General features: G+C 59.8%; 12 protein-coding genes and 2 pseudogenes. 11 read left to right on the top strand and 3 right to left on the bottom strand.

The window, feature by feature from the left end:
* Window positions 1-477: 477 nt before the first annotated feature.
* The 5 genes and pseudogenes from C5748_RS24850 to C5748_RS24875 all read left to right on the top strand — a co-directional run bounded on the left by C5748_RS24850 (window position 478) and on the right by C5748_RS24875 (window position 7,032).
* Window positions 478-3,453, top strand: a pseudogene (locus C5748_RS24850) (Tn3 family transposase).
* Between the two features lie 62 nt (window positions 3,454-3,515).
* Window positions 3,516-4,139 (top strand): carbohydrate kinase family protein, encoded by a 624-nt coding sequence (locus C5748_RS24855; protein ID WP_245581960.1) that lies wholly within the window; start codon window positions 3,516-3,518, stop codon window positions 4,137-4,139.
* Window positions 4,136-4,927, top strand: coding sequence for an SDR family NAD(P)-dependent oxidoreductase (locus tag C5748_RS24860; RefSeq protein WP_342588385.1), 792 nt, complete (start codon window positions 4,136-4,138; stop codon window positions 4,925-4,927). The genes C5748_RS24855 and C5748_RS24860 overlap by 4 nt, the downstream gene beginning before the upstream one ends.
* A gap of 54 nt (window positions 4,928-4,981) precedes the next feature.
* On the top strand, window positions 4,982-6,403 hold the full coding sequence (locus C5748_RS24865; protein WP_105745383.1) for an aldehyde dehydrogenase family protein: 1,422 nt from the start codon (window positions 4,982-4,984) through the stop codon (window positions 6,401-6,403).
* Between the two features lie 293 nt (window positions 6,404-6,696).
* Window positions 6,697-7,032, top strand: coding sequence for an SbtR family transcriptional regulator (locus tag C5748_RS24875; protein ID WP_342588386.1), 336 nt, complete (start codon window positions 6,697-6,699; stop codon window positions 7,030-7,032).
* On the opposite strand, the gene C5748_RS24880 is transcribed toward C5748_RS24875, so the two are convergent.
* From C5748_RS24880 to C5748_RS29585, 3 genes and pseudogenes are all read right to left on the bottom strand, one after another.
* Window positions 7,029-7,412, bottom strand: a complete 384-nt coding sequence (locus C5748_RS24880; protein WP_245581961.1) for a hypothetical protein — start codon at window positions 7,410-7,412, stop codon at window positions 7,029-7,031. The two genes, C5748_RS24875 and C5748_RS24880, sit on opposite strands and share 4 nt — an antisense overlap.
* A gap of 403 nt (window positions 7,413-7,815) precedes the next feature.
* A complete protein-coding gene (locus C5748_RS24885) occupies window positions 7,816-8,493 on the bottom strand; it encodes a LysR substrate-binding domain-containing protein (protein ID WP_245581962.1) in 678 nt (225 codons plus the stop codon).
* Between the two features lie 57 nt (window positions 8,494-8,550).
* A pseudogene (locus C5748_RS29585) lies at window positions 8,551-8,772 on the bottom strand (helix-turn-helix domain-containing protein); the annotation flags it as partial.
* A gap of 86 nt (window positions 8,773-8,858) precedes the next feature.
* Here C5748_RS29585 and C5748_RS24890 point away from each other — a divergent pair.
* From C5748_RS24890 to C5748_RS24915, 6 genes are read left to right on the top strand one after another with little or no spacing between them, the layout of a single operon-like run.
* The gene (locus C5748_RS24890; RefSeq protein WP_105745389.1) at window positions 8,859-10,700 is read left to right on the top strand and encodes a CocE/NonD family hydrolase; all 1,842 of its coding nucleotides are present in this window, start codon (window positions 8,859-8,861) and stop codon (window positions 10,698-10,700) included.
* Window positions 10,697-11,206: a GAF domain-containing protein gene (locus C5748_RS24895; RefSeq protein ID WP_158259924.1), complete on the top strand. Its 510-nt coding sequence runs from the start codon at window positions 10,697-10,699 to the stop codon at window positions 11,204-11,206. The genes C5748_RS24890 and C5748_RS24895 overlap by 4 nt, the downstream gene beginning before the upstream one ends.
* Before the next feature lie 10 nt (window positions 11,207-11,216).
* Window positions 11,217-12,134, top strand: coding sequence for an ABC transporter permease (locus tag C5748_RS24900; RefSeq protein WP_105745393.1), 918 nt, complete (start codon window positions 11,217-11,219; stop codon window positions 12,132-12,134).
* A 25-nt stretch (window positions 12,135-12,159) separates the two neighbouring features.
* Entirely contained in the window at window positions 12,160-13,212 is a 1,053-nt protein-coding gene (locus C5748_RS24905; protein ID WP_105745395.1) for an ABC transporter ATP-binding protein, read from the top strand.
* 27 nt (window positions 13,213-13,239) lie between these two features.
* The gene (locus C5748_RS24910; RefSeq protein ID WP_105745397.1) at window positions 13,240-14,268 is read left to right on the top strand and encodes an extracellular solute-binding protein; all 1,029 of its coding nucleotides are present in this window, start codon (window positions 13,240-13,242) and stop codon (window positions 14,266-14,268) included.
* A complete protein-coding gene (locus tag C5748_RS24915) occupies window positions 14,265-15,110 on the top strand; it encodes an ABC transporter permease (RefSeq protein ID WP_105745399.1) in 846 nt (281 codons plus the stop codon). Before C5748_RS24910 ends, C5748_RS24915 begins: the two co-directional genes overlap by 4 nt.
* The last annotated feature ends 642 nt before the right edge of the window (window positions 15,111-15,752 follow it).

Consider the following 15,752-nt stretch of genomic DNA (forward strand, 5'->3'; position numbering starts at 1 on the left):
CTTGATCCGTTCCCATTGATCATCCCGAAGAACATCGCAATCCATCACTGACCTCCAAAAGTCAGTGTTGAATCTGATTTGCCGGAATTTTGGAATCCCAAAACCTTAAATCGTCACTACGACCTAGTGACCCCTCTTGAGAATTGCGTCGCAGAGCCTGCCTAGTTGGTGCCAATCTTGCTGTTGGTCTTCCCCTGAGCGCGAACCCGCACTTGGTGGGAAAGTCATGAGTACATACTTGGCTGCCCTCGGAGTGAGGGTGGTTTTGGCGGGCGGAGATGGGGTCAGAACAAGAGCTGTGCAAAATCGTGCGCTAAGGTCAAACGAAGCACGAACAGGGTTTGTTTGTGTCTCTCGATTTTCAGGGCTTGATGCCTGATCCCTGTGGATAGTCATGGCAACGCGACAGCTTCCGTTTCCACATCCATTCAGCTCGGCAACATTGAGCGGGAGTTGGTGTGTGTGCGGAGTTTAGCAGTGGCCAGGCGCAAGATTCTCAAAACTCAGGATCGACAGGGGCTTTTCGATATACCGGCTGATGAGGACAGCCTGATCCGACACTATTCATTGTCCGCGGCGGATCGCCTCGAAATTGACCTGCGCAGGCGCGAGCACAATAAGCTCGGCTTCGCTGTTCAGCTTTGCGTGATGCGACATCCGGGACGGGTGCTGGCGGCAGGCGAAATTCCGCCACTTGCGATGCTGAGATATGTCGCCGACTAGATCGGCGCCGATCCCACTGTGTTCACAACCTATGCCCGCCGGGAAGAGACGCGTCGTGATCACATTGCGCGCCTGATGATCTATCTCGGCGTCAGAAGCGCGACAGCTCAGGATCGTCGCGTGGGGCTGTTGTCGGCAATTGAGGCGGCCGCGATGTCCGACAGCGGCGCTTCGATTGTGAATGCCATTGTCGCTACCCTGCGAGAACGCGGAGTACTGTTGCCTGCGGCGGAAATCATCGAGCGAATGGGGCTTGCGGCTCGCGCCATAGCTCGCCGCCGCGCCGAAGGTGCGCTTATCGAAGGTCTGGCACCCGAGAAGCTGCAGGCGCTCGACAAGCTGCTCGAGGTTGATGCCGCGATCGGTCAGACCCGCTTCCATTGGTTGCGGTCGGCGCCCGAAGCACCGGCAGCTTCAAATCTGATCGGGTTGACCCAACGAATTGCATTCCTGCGAACACTCGGGATCGATTCCGGTTTGCAGACGCGCGTGGCTTCCGGGCGATGGGGCCAGATGGTCCGTGAGGGTAATGCCACGCCAGCGTGGCTGGCCAACGACTTCAATGCAAGTCGTCGTCACGCCCTGATCGTCGCGCAGGTCATCAAGCTCGGCGAGAAGCTAACCGATGACGTCGTGACGATGTTCATCAAGCTGATCGGGCGGCTGTTCTCCAAGGCGCACAACCGCAAGAGACGGCGGCACATGGACCACCGAACAGACGCCTCCAAGGCCCTGCGTCTGTTCCTCGATACGATATCGGCGCTGCAGTCGGCCAACGATCGGGGTCAGGACGCACTTGAGGTGCTCGACCAGAAGGTCGGTTGGCACCGGCTGCTGCGGATGAAGCCAGAGCTTGCAGCAATGGTGGAGGAAGATGAGGCATCCCCGCTGGTCCTGGCGGCCGAGCAGCATAGTGGCGTCCTCAAATATGCGACGGCGTTCCTGGCGACCTTTACGTTCCGTTCAGCGCGCCGCCACGACTCCTTGCTCACAGCCATTGCGATGCTCCGAAGACTTCATTCGGAGGGACGGCGTGCCCTGCCCGAGCGTGTTCCGACCAGCCATCTCAGTCCAACCGATCGGAAACTGATCTTTGGGCAGCAGAAGCCTGATCGCCGGCTCTATGAGATAGCCACTCTCGCCGCATTGCGCGAGCGCCTTCGTTCGGCGGATATTTGGGTAGAGGGCAGCCGCTCGTTCCGCCCGATCGACGAGCACCTCATGCCGCGATCTACATTCACCACGATGAAGGAAGAGGATCGGCTTGGCCTTGGTGTAGGCAGTGACGTCGCCGCCTGGCTGAACGAAGTAAAGCAGGTGCTGGACTTCAATCTGAAGCGCCTGACCTATCGCGCTCGCGCTGGTAAGCTCGAGGGTGTTCGTCTCGAAGCGGGAACGCTGATCGTGACGCCGACCGTCGGCGACGTTCCTGCGGCAGCCGAAGAACTGAACGCAGAGATCAGCGAGATGTATCCGCTGGTAGAAGTTCCTGATCTCCAGAGGGAAGTGCATGATTGGACGGGCTTTGCCGATCACTTCACACATGTCCGCATAGGCGACGCCCCACGGAATGTCTCTGCCATGCTGGCCGGCGTTCTGGCCGATGCAACCAATCTCGGTCCGAAGCGGATGGCCGGCGCATCCAAGGGCATCAGCGCCCATCAGATTGGTTGGATGCGCACGTTCCGTGCCCGAGCAGAAACCTATCGCGCCGCTCAGGCCTGCATCACCGACGCACATACCGGTCACCCGCATTCCCGCCTGTGGGGTAACGGAACGACCGCGTCGTCCGACGGACAGTTCTTCCGTGCGAGCGACCGAGCGGCAAAACGCGGCGACGTCAATCTGCACTATGGCAGCGAACCGGGATCGAAATTCTACAGCCACCTGTCGGACCAGTACGGCTATTTCAGTATCTTGCCCATCAGCCCCACTGAGAGCGAAGCGGCCTACGTGCTCGATGGCCTGTTTGACCAGGATACGATCCTGGATATCCAGGAGCATTTTACTGACACTGGCGGCGCGAGCGATCGGGTCTTCGGGCTGTTCGCCCTTATCGGCAAACGCTTCGCGCCTCGGCTACGCAACCTCAAAGATCGAAAGTTCCACACATTCGAGAAAGGCGACGCCTACCCGGCGCTGACGAACCACATCGGCGCACCGATCAACACCGCGTTGATCCTTGACCATTGGGATGACCTGCTACATCTGGCAGCGTCGATCACGACGCGCGCCGTCGTCCCCTCGACGATCCTGAAGAAGCTCTCGGCGTCTCCGAAGGAAAGCCAGTTGGCCAAGGCGCTGCGGGAACTCGGCCGGATCGAGCGATCTCTGTTCATGATCGAATGGTATTCGAGCCCGGCCCTGCGCCGACGGTGCCAAGCCGGCCTCAACAAGGGTGAGGCAGCGCATAAGCTCAAACGCGCGGTGTTCTTCCACTAGCGCGGAGAAATCCGTGACCGGTCATTCGAGAGCCAGGCATTCCGCGCTTCCGGTCTCAATCTCGTCGTCAGTGCCATTGTCCATTGGAACACCGTCTATCTTGACCGCGCAGCCACGCATCTGCGCATGGCGGGTCGGACTATCCCGAATGACCTGCTCAAACATGTCTCGCCGCTCAGTTGGGAACACATCAACCTCACAGGCATCTACACTTGGGATTCTGAGCACCAGATGCCGGAAGGCTTCAGATCGCTTCGCTTGCCAGCACCAATCCGACGGGTGGCATGATGTTCATGCTCCGTTCGACCTTAGCGTACGATTTTGAGCAGCTCTTGTTCTGACCCCTGCATGTGCCCGGTACCGCGGCCATCTTCACCGTCGCCGACGAGGACCTCAATGCGGCGTTGGACGCCCGCGTCGTACATGTCGGTGGTACGGGCCTCCTGAAGGCCTTCGATGGCGAGCCGACGGTGAGTCTTCTCAAGAAGGCGAAGGCGCTCGGGCGCATCACCACCTTCGATCTCATCCAGGCCAATCCCGAGACTTTCGCGCTCGTCGGGCCGTGCCTTCCCTATATCGACTATTTCGTGCCGAGCATCGAGGAGGCCGGCGAGATGGCCGGCACGCTCGATCCGCGCGAGGCGGCGCGATTCTACAAGGCGCGGGGCGTGAAAAACGCCATCCTGACGATGGGCGCAGACGGCGTCTATGTCTCGCCGGAAAAGGGTGAGGATTTCGTCCTTCCCGCCTTCGACATCCCGGTTTCGGACACGACCGGCTGCGGCGACAGCTTCACCGCCGGCATCATCGTCGGGATCATCAGGGGCTGGGGACTTCGCGAGGCGGCGCGCTTCGCCTCTGCCGTTGCGGCCAAGGTCGCGATGGGCCTCGGCTCGGACGGCAAGCTCGTTTCGTTCGACGATACGCTCGCGGCGATGAACAGCCTGCCCGTTCGCCGCAAGAACGCGGCGTGACCCTTATCATTCAGGAGTGGAATACCATGCAGATCATGCCAACAGGCAGCGTTGCCGTCGTCACCGGTGCAAGCAGAGGCATCGGCCGGGCCATCGCCGTCGGCCTTGCGGAATTCGGCTATGACGTCGCCATCCTCGACCTCGGCGCGCAGCGCGCAGCTCTTGACGAAACGGCAGCGGAGGTGCGCGCCGCCGGCCGCAAGGCGTTCGTCCATGAATTCGACGTAACCTCGAAGCCGGAAATCGAAGCGGCAGTCAAAGCGATCCTCACGGAGGCCGGCAGCATCGACGTGCTCGTCAACAATGCCGGTATCCTCAAGCCGTCGACGCTGGAGGACCTCAGCGAACAGGACTGGGACGCGCATTTCGACGTCAACGCCAAGGGCGTGCTCTTGATGTGCCAGGCGGTGCTGCCACACATGCGCTCGAAGAAAAGCGGCCGTATCATCAACATCGCCTCGATCGCCGGGCGTCAGGGCGTGGCGACGCAGGGCCATTATGCCGCGACGAAGTCGACCGTCATCACGCTGACGCGCGTGCTTGCGCAGGAGGTCGGTATGGACGGCATCACCGTCAACGCCATCTGCCCGGGCATCATCCTTACCGAGATGGGCAAGAACAATCTCGGCAGCGACGAGGCCATCCGCCACTGGGAAACCGTCGCATCACTGAAGCGGCTCGGCTACCCCGAGGACATCATCGGCCCGGTTCGCTTCTTCGCCTCCAACCAGTCGGACTTCGTCACCGGCCAGTCGCTCAACGTCTGCGGCGGCATCTATTTCCACTGACGGAGCGCTGCGCGGCTCCGCCGCGCCCTCCGGTCCATCCTATCGAGGACTGTCATGCACGCGAACGCGTTGAAATTCCTGATCGACGGAACCTGGGTCGAACCGATCGGCACCGGCCGCCATACGCTGATCAACCCTGCCACCGAAGAAGCGATCTGTGAGATCGCGATGGGCGATGCGAAGGACGTCGATCGCGCCGTCGCCGCGGCCAAGGCGGCCTTCCCGTCCTACTCGATGACGACGCCGGCAGAGCGCCGGCGTCTGCTGCAGCGTCTTCTCGAACTCTACAACGAGAACTACGACGAGATCGCTGCGATGATGACCGAGGAGATGGGCACGACCGTGAGTTTCTCGCGGGCCGCACAGGCCTGGGTCGGTCGAGCGCATCTCGAAACCATCATCGACGTGCTGGAGAACTATCCGTTCGAGGAGCCGAGAGGCGACGTCCTGATCTCGCGTGAGGCCGTCGGCGTCTGTGGGCTGATCACGCCGTGGAACTGGCCGATGAACCAGCTGGTGGTGAAAGTCGTACCGGCGCTGGCCGCGGGATGCACGATGGTCGTCAAACCGAGCGAATATTCGCCGCTCAGCTCCATCCGCTTCAGCGAACTGGTGCATGAGGCCGGCTTCCCGCCGGGCGTCTACAACTATATCAACGGCGAGGGACATACCGTGGGTGAGGCGATGTCTCGCCATCCCGACATCGACATGATGTCGATCACGGGCTCGACCCGCGCGGGTGTCGCCGTCGCAAAGGCCGCCGCCGACACGATCAAACGCGTGCATCAGGAGCTTGGCGGCAAGTCCGCCAACATCATTCTGCCGGACGCCGATTTCGAGGAGGCCGTCGTTCGCGGCGTGCACGGCTGCTACACCAACTGCGGACAGGCCTGCAAGGCGCCGACGCGGATGCTGGTGCCGCATGACAGGATGGACGAGGCCGCCCGCACGGCCGATGCGATCCGTGTAGGCGCGCCCGGCGATGCTGCTTCCGAACAGGGTCCGGTGGTCAACCGCCAGCAATACGAGCGCATCCAGATGCTCATCGAAACCGGGATTTCGGAAGGCGCGTGTCTCGCGGCGGGTGGCCTTGGCCGCCCGCAGGGCCTCAATCGCGGTTACTATGTGCGCCCGACCGTCTTCTCCCATGTGACGCCGGACATGACGATCGCGCGGGAGGAGATCTTCGGCCCCGTCCTGTCGATTCTCGGCTATATGGACGAGGATGATGCCGTGCGCATTGCCAATGACACGGTCTACGGTCTCGCCGGCTACATCCAGACGAAGGACAATGCTGCGGCGCGGCGGATCGCGCGGCAGTTGCGGGTCGGCATGGTCTACATCAACGAGGCCGATTGGGACGCGAGATCGCCTTTCGGTGGCTTCAAGCAGTCGGGCAACGGCCGCGAGCACGGCGAATTCGGCCTTGTCGACTTTCTGGAGATCAAGGCGACAGGGGGGTATCAAGTCGTCTAGATCTGAGTTGCTGACACTGAGGTTACGTTGCCGCCAGCCTGCCGCCTTTGATTCTTGAGAACTAATTGCGGATCGCGTTCAGTGCAGAAATCGGCGCCCCCTGAGCGCAGGAGTGCCTCATTGAGCGTGATTTCGTCCGCAAGGTCGAGCTCGCCCGATGGGGCAGGGAGGGGAGCTGTTCCCCCTCCGCACCGTCATTTCCCGTCCCGGGACGCGCTGCTTGAGGAGGTCTACAAGGGGAGGTCGAAGAGCTCATTGGGGCGGCCGAGCGACTGAGGGCCGACCGTGATCCTGTGACGGCCCTTCGGGAATGGCTTCGGATGTTCGTTGGTTTTCTGGATACGAAACGCGGCATGGCTGACGCCCTGAGCACACTGATCGACGGATCGGATGATCTCTACACCGAAACGCATGCTCGATTGTCCGCTCCGATCTCGGCATTGGTTGCCGGGGCGACCGACGGCACCGGAGCCCGGATCGACGTCAAGCCGCTCGACCTGCTCCGTGCTCTGACCGGAATTGCCAGCATCAGACCCGATCCGGACTGGAAAGACTCGGCTCTCGGTCTCATCGATCTTCTCACGCCGCAGGTAGCAAAGAGAGACGATGGCCAGAATCGAAGCTATTAAAGCGAACTGCAGCTTATCGCGCCAGAGAGCATGAGCAGATCGCGCACGGTGGCGCGCATTTCCGCCGTTGTGAGCGCCGGTGGTCTGTCATCGATGCCGAGATCGGCAAGGGTACTGAGCAAGCTCTTGCGAACGGAAGCGACATTCACCTTGCGGGAAATATCGCCCCAACTGGCGATCACCTTGCCATCCTGCACCACCATGACGGCCGTGGGTTTCAGACTGGCAGCATAATCCGGCGCCGCCTTCAGCTTCCCGACAGACCATCCAGCCAATGCGGGATCGGTGCTTTGCCACGGCTGCGCGCTCGCGCTTCCGGCAAGCACAAAGGCTAACAAGGAAACCAGAAGGGCAAAGAGATGCCTCGAATATGGCGGCATTCGGAATCCCGAAGTTTTATTGTTCCGGCACGATGTTGAGTGCACGATTGAAAACGACAATCTTCGCGTTGAAGTGCGCGTGGAAAGCTGCTCGATCAAAGTCCGATGGCTCCTTGCAACTGCGCCTGTTTAGATCTCCCGGCACACATGGCCGCGAAAACACCGCTCCAGCAACCACTGTGTTCGTAGCTGCGGGGGCTCTATCGTCTTTCTCTCCGGCCCAAAGCTGGATTGGTAACCACAACTTGCGAATCTGATGCTTTGGATGGACTTTTTTGGGGATTCCTGATTGCTGGCGGAAGTAGGTGGTCGCTAGGTGGGAAGGGTCGAGTCCCGGCGGATACCACGGCGCGAAGTCGGCGTCGCCCCAAAAGCCGGTGGGCGCTTGGCGTGCGCAGGAGTACTATGTGTCGGTGCCGAGCGTTTTCGATTGTGCTTCGGCTATATCGACGATCTCGCTCGCCAGGTCTTCAACAACCAGAGACCGTGACTGCCAGGTGGGGTAGAGGAACCCATAGTGCAGAGGGAAGACCGGTCGAAACGGCCGCAGAACGAGACCTGGCACACCGCTCGAGCGGGCAACGAACGGGTCCGACAGGCAGCACCCAAGGCCGCGGCCGGCGAGTTGGCAAGCGATCACGCCGTTTGTCGCTTCGAAGCGAACCTTGAGAGACCGTCCCCTTTCCCGGCATAGGCGTTCGAGATATTGACGGATGATCGACCGCGGATGCGTGACGATCACCTCCATCTCGATGAAATCCTCGAAATCAACGATGTCTTTCCGGGCGAGCGGGTGGTCGGGAAGCATGGCCACCATCGCCTCGATGCGTAAGAATTCTTCGACTTGGAAGGCGGGGTGTGAGATCGGCAGGACGGTAATACCGAGATCAAAGTTTTCCTGGCCAACCCAGGTCTCGATATCGAGACGTACCCGGGATTCAATGGAAGCGGTAAAGGTCGGGGATCGCGCGGCCAACGCCGCCGCAGCATCGGCAACTATGGCATGAGCAATAAAAGGAGCCGTCAGGACACGCACATGCTCGCGGCTGCCAAGGCGCATCTGAGCGGCAAAGCGATGCAAGTCGTCATATCCCAGGAGCACACGCTCAACCTGAGCGTAGAACTCCCGCCCTTCTCGGGAGAGCGCCAGCGGTCGACTTTTCCTGACGAAAAGCGGAAAGCCGACTTCCTCTTCAAGTGCTGTCAAAAGTCGCCCAACTTGCGGCTGTGTTCGTCCGAGGCGCTCGGCGGCCTTGGAAACTGAGCCTGTTTGGACAAAGGCGCGAAGCGCTTCCAACCCCCGCTGACTTGGCAAGTGACGATCCCATAAAGTGCGTAATACGCATGTTAAATGAAGCACTATGCATTTGACACATTTAATGGGGAATGTCAAATTCTTGCCATAAAGAATAACTCGGCCGCCACAGCAGGTCGCGAGGGGATCATATGAATATACATGCCGACATGTGTCGCGCCTGGCAGACCTTTCCCAGCGAATATGTCGCAAACCGTCCGGTCGACTTCGATCTGTCTGCGCCTGAATCGCACTATGTGACTATGCGCGATGGCTGCAGAATTGCCGTCGATGTCTATGTCCCGCAAATTCCGGACTTCAGTGCCGATCACGGCTTTCCGACCATCGCGCTATTCACGCCTTACTACCGCCGTTTCAAGCTGCGACCGGGAGGCAAGGGCGAAGTCAATCCAAACACCGGCAAGTTTCGAGATTTCTTTGTTCCGCGTGGTTACGCCGTCGTAATCGTCGATGTGCGTGGTACTGGCGCAAGCTTCGGCACCCGCGATAGTTTCCGCTCCCCGAAGGAACGCGAAGATAGCCGCGAGATTGCTGACTGGATCGTCGCGCAGCCTTGGTCAAACGGTGTCATAGGCGCGACGGGAGTTTCCTATCTTGGCGCGGCGTCGGACTTTCTGGCGAGTACCGGGCACCCTGCCGTCAAGGCGATCGCCCCGCTGTTCTCCGTCTGGGACACCTATGCCGATAATTATTATCCCGGCGGCATTCAGCTCAAATCGCTGATGCAGGTCTATGATGACCTCATGATCGGGCTCGACCACGACAAGCGCGATCTTCTCAAGCAGTTTGCATACTTCAACAATCCCGATTTTGAAGGCCCTCAACCCGTTGACGAGGATCCGGATGGTGTTCTGCTGCGTGAGGCCATCCGGGAGCATCTCGGTAATTTTCGCCAAACGGATTTCATGCGCGAATTCAGTTTCCGCGAGGAGGGACTGCCCTACGATCCGAGCTTCAGTTCGGCTTCGTTCAGCCCTTATGCCGTTTCACAAGGTATCAAGCCGGATGTGGCCGTCCTCTCTGTATCGGGCTGGCGCGACGGCGCCGGCTACATGAACGGAGCGATCTCCAGGTTTTTGACGCTGAAGGACAATCCGCGCCATCTCCTGCTTGGACCGTGGGATCATGGCGCGCGTATCGATGTTTCGCCGTGGCGGATGACGGAGGAAGCTGATTTTCCGCTACTCGGCGAGGTGCTGCGCTTCTTCGACAACTATCTCATGGGGTTGGATACCGGCCTGCGTGACGAAGCGCCGGTTCATTATTTCACGATGCACGCGCAGGAGTGGCGCGCCGCCGCGGAATGGCCGCCGGCCCGGTCGAAGGAGACATATTTTCTCGCTCCAAAGCAGCAGCTTTCGGATGCCGTGCCCGATGGGACCGGAGCCGACGTTTACAAAGTCGATTTTACGCTGGGAACCGGGGAGTGCACCCGCTACGAACGCATCGCCGGTATTGATGCGCGGATCTATTACCCGGACTGGCAAGGTCGCACAGAGCGAATGCTCAGCTATACATCTGCGCCGTTGGAGCAAGCCGCGGAATTCGTTGGGCACCCCATTGCCGACCTCTGGCTTTCGGCAGACGAACCCGATGCGGCGCTGTTCGTCTATCTCTCGGAGATCGAGGCTGATGGGACTGAGCATTACGTGACCGAGGGGCTTTTGCGTGCGCTGCATCGCAAGGAAACACCGTCCCCCGAAACCTACCGCACAACATGGCCGTTCCGCAGTTTCTCCCGCCAGGACGCCGCTCCGCTGACACCTGGCAAGATCGAGCGCATCCGCATTCCGCTGCTGCCGGTCGCGTGGCGCTTCGCTGCCGGCAGTCGCATTCGCCTGTCCGTCGCCGGTGCGGACGCCGACCATAGCGGGCAAATCCCTCACGGCCGGCCGCCATTGCTGACATTGGCCTTCGGCGGCGACCAAGCGTCAGCGTTTGAGCTCCCATTGGTCGAGGAAATTGCGCCGTGAGCGCTCGCGCGGTTCAGGTGTCGGCCAACCGACTTGCCGCGCTGAGGCAGGCGCTGAGCGAACCCGACCAGCCCTACGCCGCGCTTCGTGTGCTTGATCGACTACTCGATGAAGCCATCGGGCATAAGCTTTTCACGGCGTTGCTCTATCGCCCGCAGCACGGTATGGCCGAACGGCTCTATAGCAGCCGGCCCGATGTTTTTCCTTCGCATGGGACGAAGAACCTTGCAGATGCGCCGACCATGGCGCGGGTGCTGACGTCCGGTGCGCCGTACGTTGCCACCGAAGTTGGAGATATCGAGCGCGATTTTCCCGACCATGAAAAAATCTTCGCCCTTGGTTGCGGCAGCATACTGAATGTGCCCGTGCGCCGGCAGGGCACGGTGCTGGGTCAGGTCAACCTGCTTCATGTAGCTGGTCACTTGCGGGAATCCCATCTGTCTGCCGTCGAGACTATGGCAGAGATTGTGGCGCCTGCCTTCCTCTCGATCTTGAATAGAGGATAGGAGGAAACCGATGACTTTCACCGATCCTATCTATTCAAAGGCCCGCCGCGACGACAGTGATCGAAGCAGTGTACCTCATGATGCCGATCTGCGCCATCACCGTACGATAGCTGTAAACAGGCTACAGGCAGCGCTCGCTCGCCTCAGCTACCGCAGTATCATCGCGTTTGGCTATGTGCTGATGCTTGCGCCCGTGGCAATGATCCTCGTCATGAGCTTTTTCCAGGACGAGATCGTCTCGTTTCCGCCGAGCGGCCTTACGTTTCACTGGTACGCAAATGCCTTCAGCCGAAGCGAGTTCGCCCGAGGCTTCCTTGTCAGCGCCCAGGTTGCGCTGGCCGCTATGATCATCGGTGTGCCTCTGGGAACGGCGGCGGCGCTTGCGCTTTCCAGGAGTAGTATTGCAGGCAAAGGCGCAATCAACACGCTTCTGCTCGGTCCGCTGATCGTGCCCGGGATCGTCGCCGGTACGGCACTCTACCTTTTCTATCTCAGGATAGAGAACGCATTGGACCGCGACGTTGTTGGTACCTTTGCCGGCCTCATCGCCGCCCATGTCCTGCTGACCATCCCGTGGACAGTGCGTGTCGTGACCGCCAGCCTTCAGGGGCTGGATCGGGCAGCCGAGGAGGCGGCCGCCAATCTCGGCGCGCGACCCTGGACGGTCTTTCGACGCATCACTTTGCCCATGCTGCGTCCGGGCATCGTCGCCGCCAGCATGTTTTCCTTTATCCAGAGCTTCGAGAATTTGGAACTCACGCTGCTCCTGGTCGGCCCCGGAAAGACGACGCTTCCGGTCGCAATGCTCAATTATCTGGAGTTCCGCATGGACCCGACGCTTGCCGCCGTCGCGACCGTTCAAATCGTCATCGTCGCGGCGCTGATGCTGATCACGGACAAGTTTGTAAAGCTGTCCAGGATCGTCTGATCGCTCCTCAAGGAGGTCGCTATAAATGGGCACTCTCTCTCTTCAAGGACTTCGCAAGGAATATGGTCAGTCCGTCGCGGTCGAGCGCGTTGACATCGACGTGGGGGAAGGGGAACTCGTTTCGCTTCTCGGGCCCTCGGGCTGCGGCAAAACGACAACCCTTCGCATGGTGGCGGGCTTCATCGAGCCGACGGAAGGCCGCGTTGTCATCGCCGGGCAGGACGTGACGAAAATGCCAGCCTATGCGCGCCAGACAGGAATGGTCTTCCAATCCTATGCCCTGTTTCCTCACATGACCGTCGCCGGAAATGTGGGCTTTGGTCTCGAGATGCGTGGTGTCGGACGTGCTGAGCGCGACAGGCATATCATGGAAGCGCTGAAGCTTGTCCAACTCGATCATCTGAGCGAGCGTTTGCCGCGCCAGCTTTCCGGTGGCCAACAGCAGCGCGTGGCGCTTGCGCGCGCGCTCGTGATCAATCCGGAGGTTTTCCTCCTTGACGAGCCTTTGTCCAACCTCGACGCCAAGCTGCGTGCCCAGGTTCGTGGCGAAATCCGTGCCCTTCAGCAACGCCTCGGCCTCACTACGCTCCTGGTGACACACGATCAGGAAGAGGCGCTGACCATGTCGGACCGGCTCATCGTGATGGAGGGCGGTCGTGTGCGCCAGGTCGGCACGGCGGAAGAGCTCTACGAGAATCCGGCCGATGCCTTCGTCGCGGATTTCGTGGGGCGCTGCAACATCGTCAAAGGCACGATCGAGGGCAGCGCGATGCGTAGCGAAAGCGGCAGTCTGCTGCCGTGCAGGATGGAGGGCGCACCAGCGAATGCGAGCGTGCTCGCACTGCGACCGGAGCGCATCGCCATGCAGCCTGGAACTGATGGCAGCGGCCTGACTGCGCGGATCGGCGCAGTCCTCTATCTCGGCGCTCAGACCGAATATCAATTGGATCTCGATGGCACCGTTCTCACGGCCATCCGCCCTACGCCGCAGGATAACGACGCACTGCGCCACATCAAGACCGGGGACACGGTCAACATAAGCTGGGATCCCGCCGCTGCGCGGCTGCTTCCTGCTTGAATGCAAGCAACCAGAGGAGAACAGAACATGACTGAATTTACACGGCGGGATTTTATCGGTGTTGCCGCAGCCACGACGCTGCTGCCGCGTGTTTCATATGCCCAATCCTCCCAGGTCATTGTCGGCACCTGGGGCGGGGACTATGGCGATCTTCTTCGCGAAGGTGTCGATCAGGCCATCATGGTTCCGCAGGGCATCGAGGTTCTGCAGGATGTTTCCGGGCCCGTGCCTCGTCGCACCAAGTTAATGGCCGAGCGTCAGAACCGGCGCGGCAGTATGGATGTCGCCTGCCTTGCCGACTTCGACATGTTCACCGCAACCGAGCTTGGCGCGCTGGAGGAACTTGACGAGCAGAACGTGCCTCGGATGGGGAACGTGTTTCCATTTCTCAGGAAATCGCACTCCATCCCGCAGATCTACTCTGCGCACACCATCGTCTACAACACCGATCGCATCACCACCCCACCGAAGTCGATCCATGATTTGTGGGACCCGAAATATCGCGGCAAGGTGGGTCTCTCCGATTTCCTGTTCACTACCAACACCGCATTCGCCGCGATTGCCGGCGGCGGTTCGATGACCGACTTCGCGCCGGCCAAGAAAAAGCTCATGGAATGGCGGTCACTGGATGCGAAAGTGCTGGCCTCCACCGAAGCTGTCGCTGCGGCGTTTAAATCGGAGGAGATCTGGATGACGATCATCGCGGCCGCACGCGGCTACATGTGGAACGAGGCGGGTATCCCGCTCGGGCATGTGATTGCCGAAGAAGGTGCGTTTCCGACCGTTTATGAGGCAGCCGTGCCGCGGAACGCACGCAACAAAGAGAATGGACTCAAATACCTGGACGCCATGCTTGAGCCGGCGGCACAAACGGCATTTGCCGCGAAGATGGGATATGTCCCGACCGTCTCGGATGCAATCCTCGATCCTGAACTCGACAAGAGAATCAACTTCACGGAGGCCGAGAAGGAGCGCTTCTGGAGGCCGGATTTCGCGTATCTGGCCAAATATCAGGCGGAGATGCTCGATTTCTGGAACAGAGACTTCAAGGGATGAGAAAACACGAAACGGCCGTCTTCATCCTGCCGGCGGGACTTCTTGTCTGTGCGCTGCTCGGCGTGCCGATGCTGATGATGGCCCGCATCTCATTGAACCACTATGATCCGATGGTTCTCATGGTCGAGGCTTTGACTGCGGAAAATTATCTCCGAGCTGTCACGGACCCTTATTATCAGCAGGTGCTCATGGTGACGCTCGGTGTAGCGTTATCCAGCACGGTGCTGACCTTGCTGCTCGCCTTTCCGGCCGCTTATTGGCTGTCGCGCATGGAGAGCAGGTGGAAAAGCACCGTCACCATTCTCACCCTCTTTCCACTGCTTGTCGGAAATGTCGTCCGTTCAGCAGGCTGGATTGCCCTGCTCGGCAATGACGGGCTCATAAATGCAACTCTTCAGGAAGCGGGCTTTATCGTGGGCCCTCTGAGGTTGCTTTATACACCTGGCGCAGTGATTGTCGGCATTGTCGGCGTGGTTCTGCCCTACATGGTGCTCACGCTCTCGGCAGTGATCGAGGGGATACCGCGCCAGGTGGAAGAAGCCGCCGGAAATCTCGGCGCGCGGCCGCTCACGGTCTTTCGCCGGGTTGTCCTGCCGCTGGCCACCCCTGGTGTCGTGGCCGGCAGCGTTCTCGTCTTCATCCTGTGCATGAACGCCTATGCGACGCCTGTTCTTCTTGGCGGCCCGCAGTTCCAGATGATGGCACCAGCCGTCTATGATCAGTTCAGCCGCGTCAGCAACTGGCCGTTTGGGGCAGCACTCGCTTTCATATTACTTATCGTCACCCTTTTGATGACGGTTGTTGGAAGTGCGGCGCTCAGCCGCAAGTATCGTGCGGCCTGAGAGGCTGGCTATACTGACTTTTCTTCGGCCGATTCCAGGACTGCGTGGCTACCGCCCTCTACGAGCGGCGTATTCGCTGCTCGTGCGCTCGAAGAAATGGTCGAACCTCAGAGCGTGAGGCATGTGTCGCTCGGCACTTAATGAGGGTCTTCCACACAAAGTGTGGAAGACCCTTAATTATGAGAATGTCGGTCGTTCGATTCTCAAATTCACTGCATCTGGGAGGAGGCTTACAGCCGTCGACGCAGGCTATAGGCTTCTCGATGATATGGTGTTGTGGCCGTAAATATTGGGAACCATATTCTCGCATCAAGTGCCAAAATCAAGCGACCATTATCACAATTAACTGCTAATTATCAAATTAAGTGCCCGCGCAACGCCTTGATATCATTGTATTCTGATTCTTGCGGTTTAATGGAAAGTCACACGTGGTGTAAAGCGTTGTCTGGATGAGAGGCTTGGCTCAAGAGAAGTCCTCCTTTGCCGAACAACGCCGGCTACATATGTGAGTTCCATCAGTGGCGATGGCCAAAGGTTCTCCGCTCACCTCGCAGCGAACCGCGCCGCACAATCCGCCGGTTCTCGTAATCATCTCCAGACTCTGGCCCTGCCAGCCCTTTCCGTCAAGGTTGAGCGCCGCGC

It is taken from the genome of Phyllobacterium phragmitis, assembly GCF_002980495.1.
GTDB classification, from domain to species: domain Bacteria; phylum Pseudomonadota; class Alphaproteobacteria; order Rhizobiales; family Rhizobiaceae; genus Paramesorhizobium; species Paramesorhizobium phragmitis.

Excerpts from the sequence above, each read along its gene's own strand:
- C5748_RS24880 (WP_245581961.1), bottom strand. The coding sequence starts at position 7,412 with ATGCCGCCATATTCGAGGCATCTCTTTGCCCTTCTGGTTTCCTTGTTA.
- C5748_RS24900 (WP_105745393.1), top strand. The coding sequence starts at position 11,217 with ATGACTTTCACCGATCCTATCTATTCAAAGGCCCGCCGCGACGACAGT.
- C5748_RS24915 (WP_105745399.1), top strand. The coding sequence starts at position 14,265 with ATGAGAAAACACGAAACGGCCGTCTTCATCCTGCCGGCGGGACTTCTT.
- C5748_RS24910 (WP_105745397.1), top strand. The coding sequence starts at position 13,240 with ATGACTGAATTTACACGGCGGGATTTTATCGGTGTTGCCGCAGCCACG.
- C5748_RS24905 (WP_105745395.1), top strand. The coding sequence starts at position 12,160 with ATGGGCACTCTCTCTCTTCAAGGACTTCGCAAGGAATATGGTCAGTCC.
- C5748_RS24865 (WP_105745383.1), top strand. The coding sequence starts at position 4,982 with ATGCACGCGAACGCGTTGAAATTCCTGATCGACGGAACCTGGGTCGAA.
- C5748_RS24890 (WP_105745389.1), top strand. The coding sequence starts at position 8,859 with ATGAATATACATGCCGACATGTGTCGCGCCTGGCAGACCTTTCCCAGC.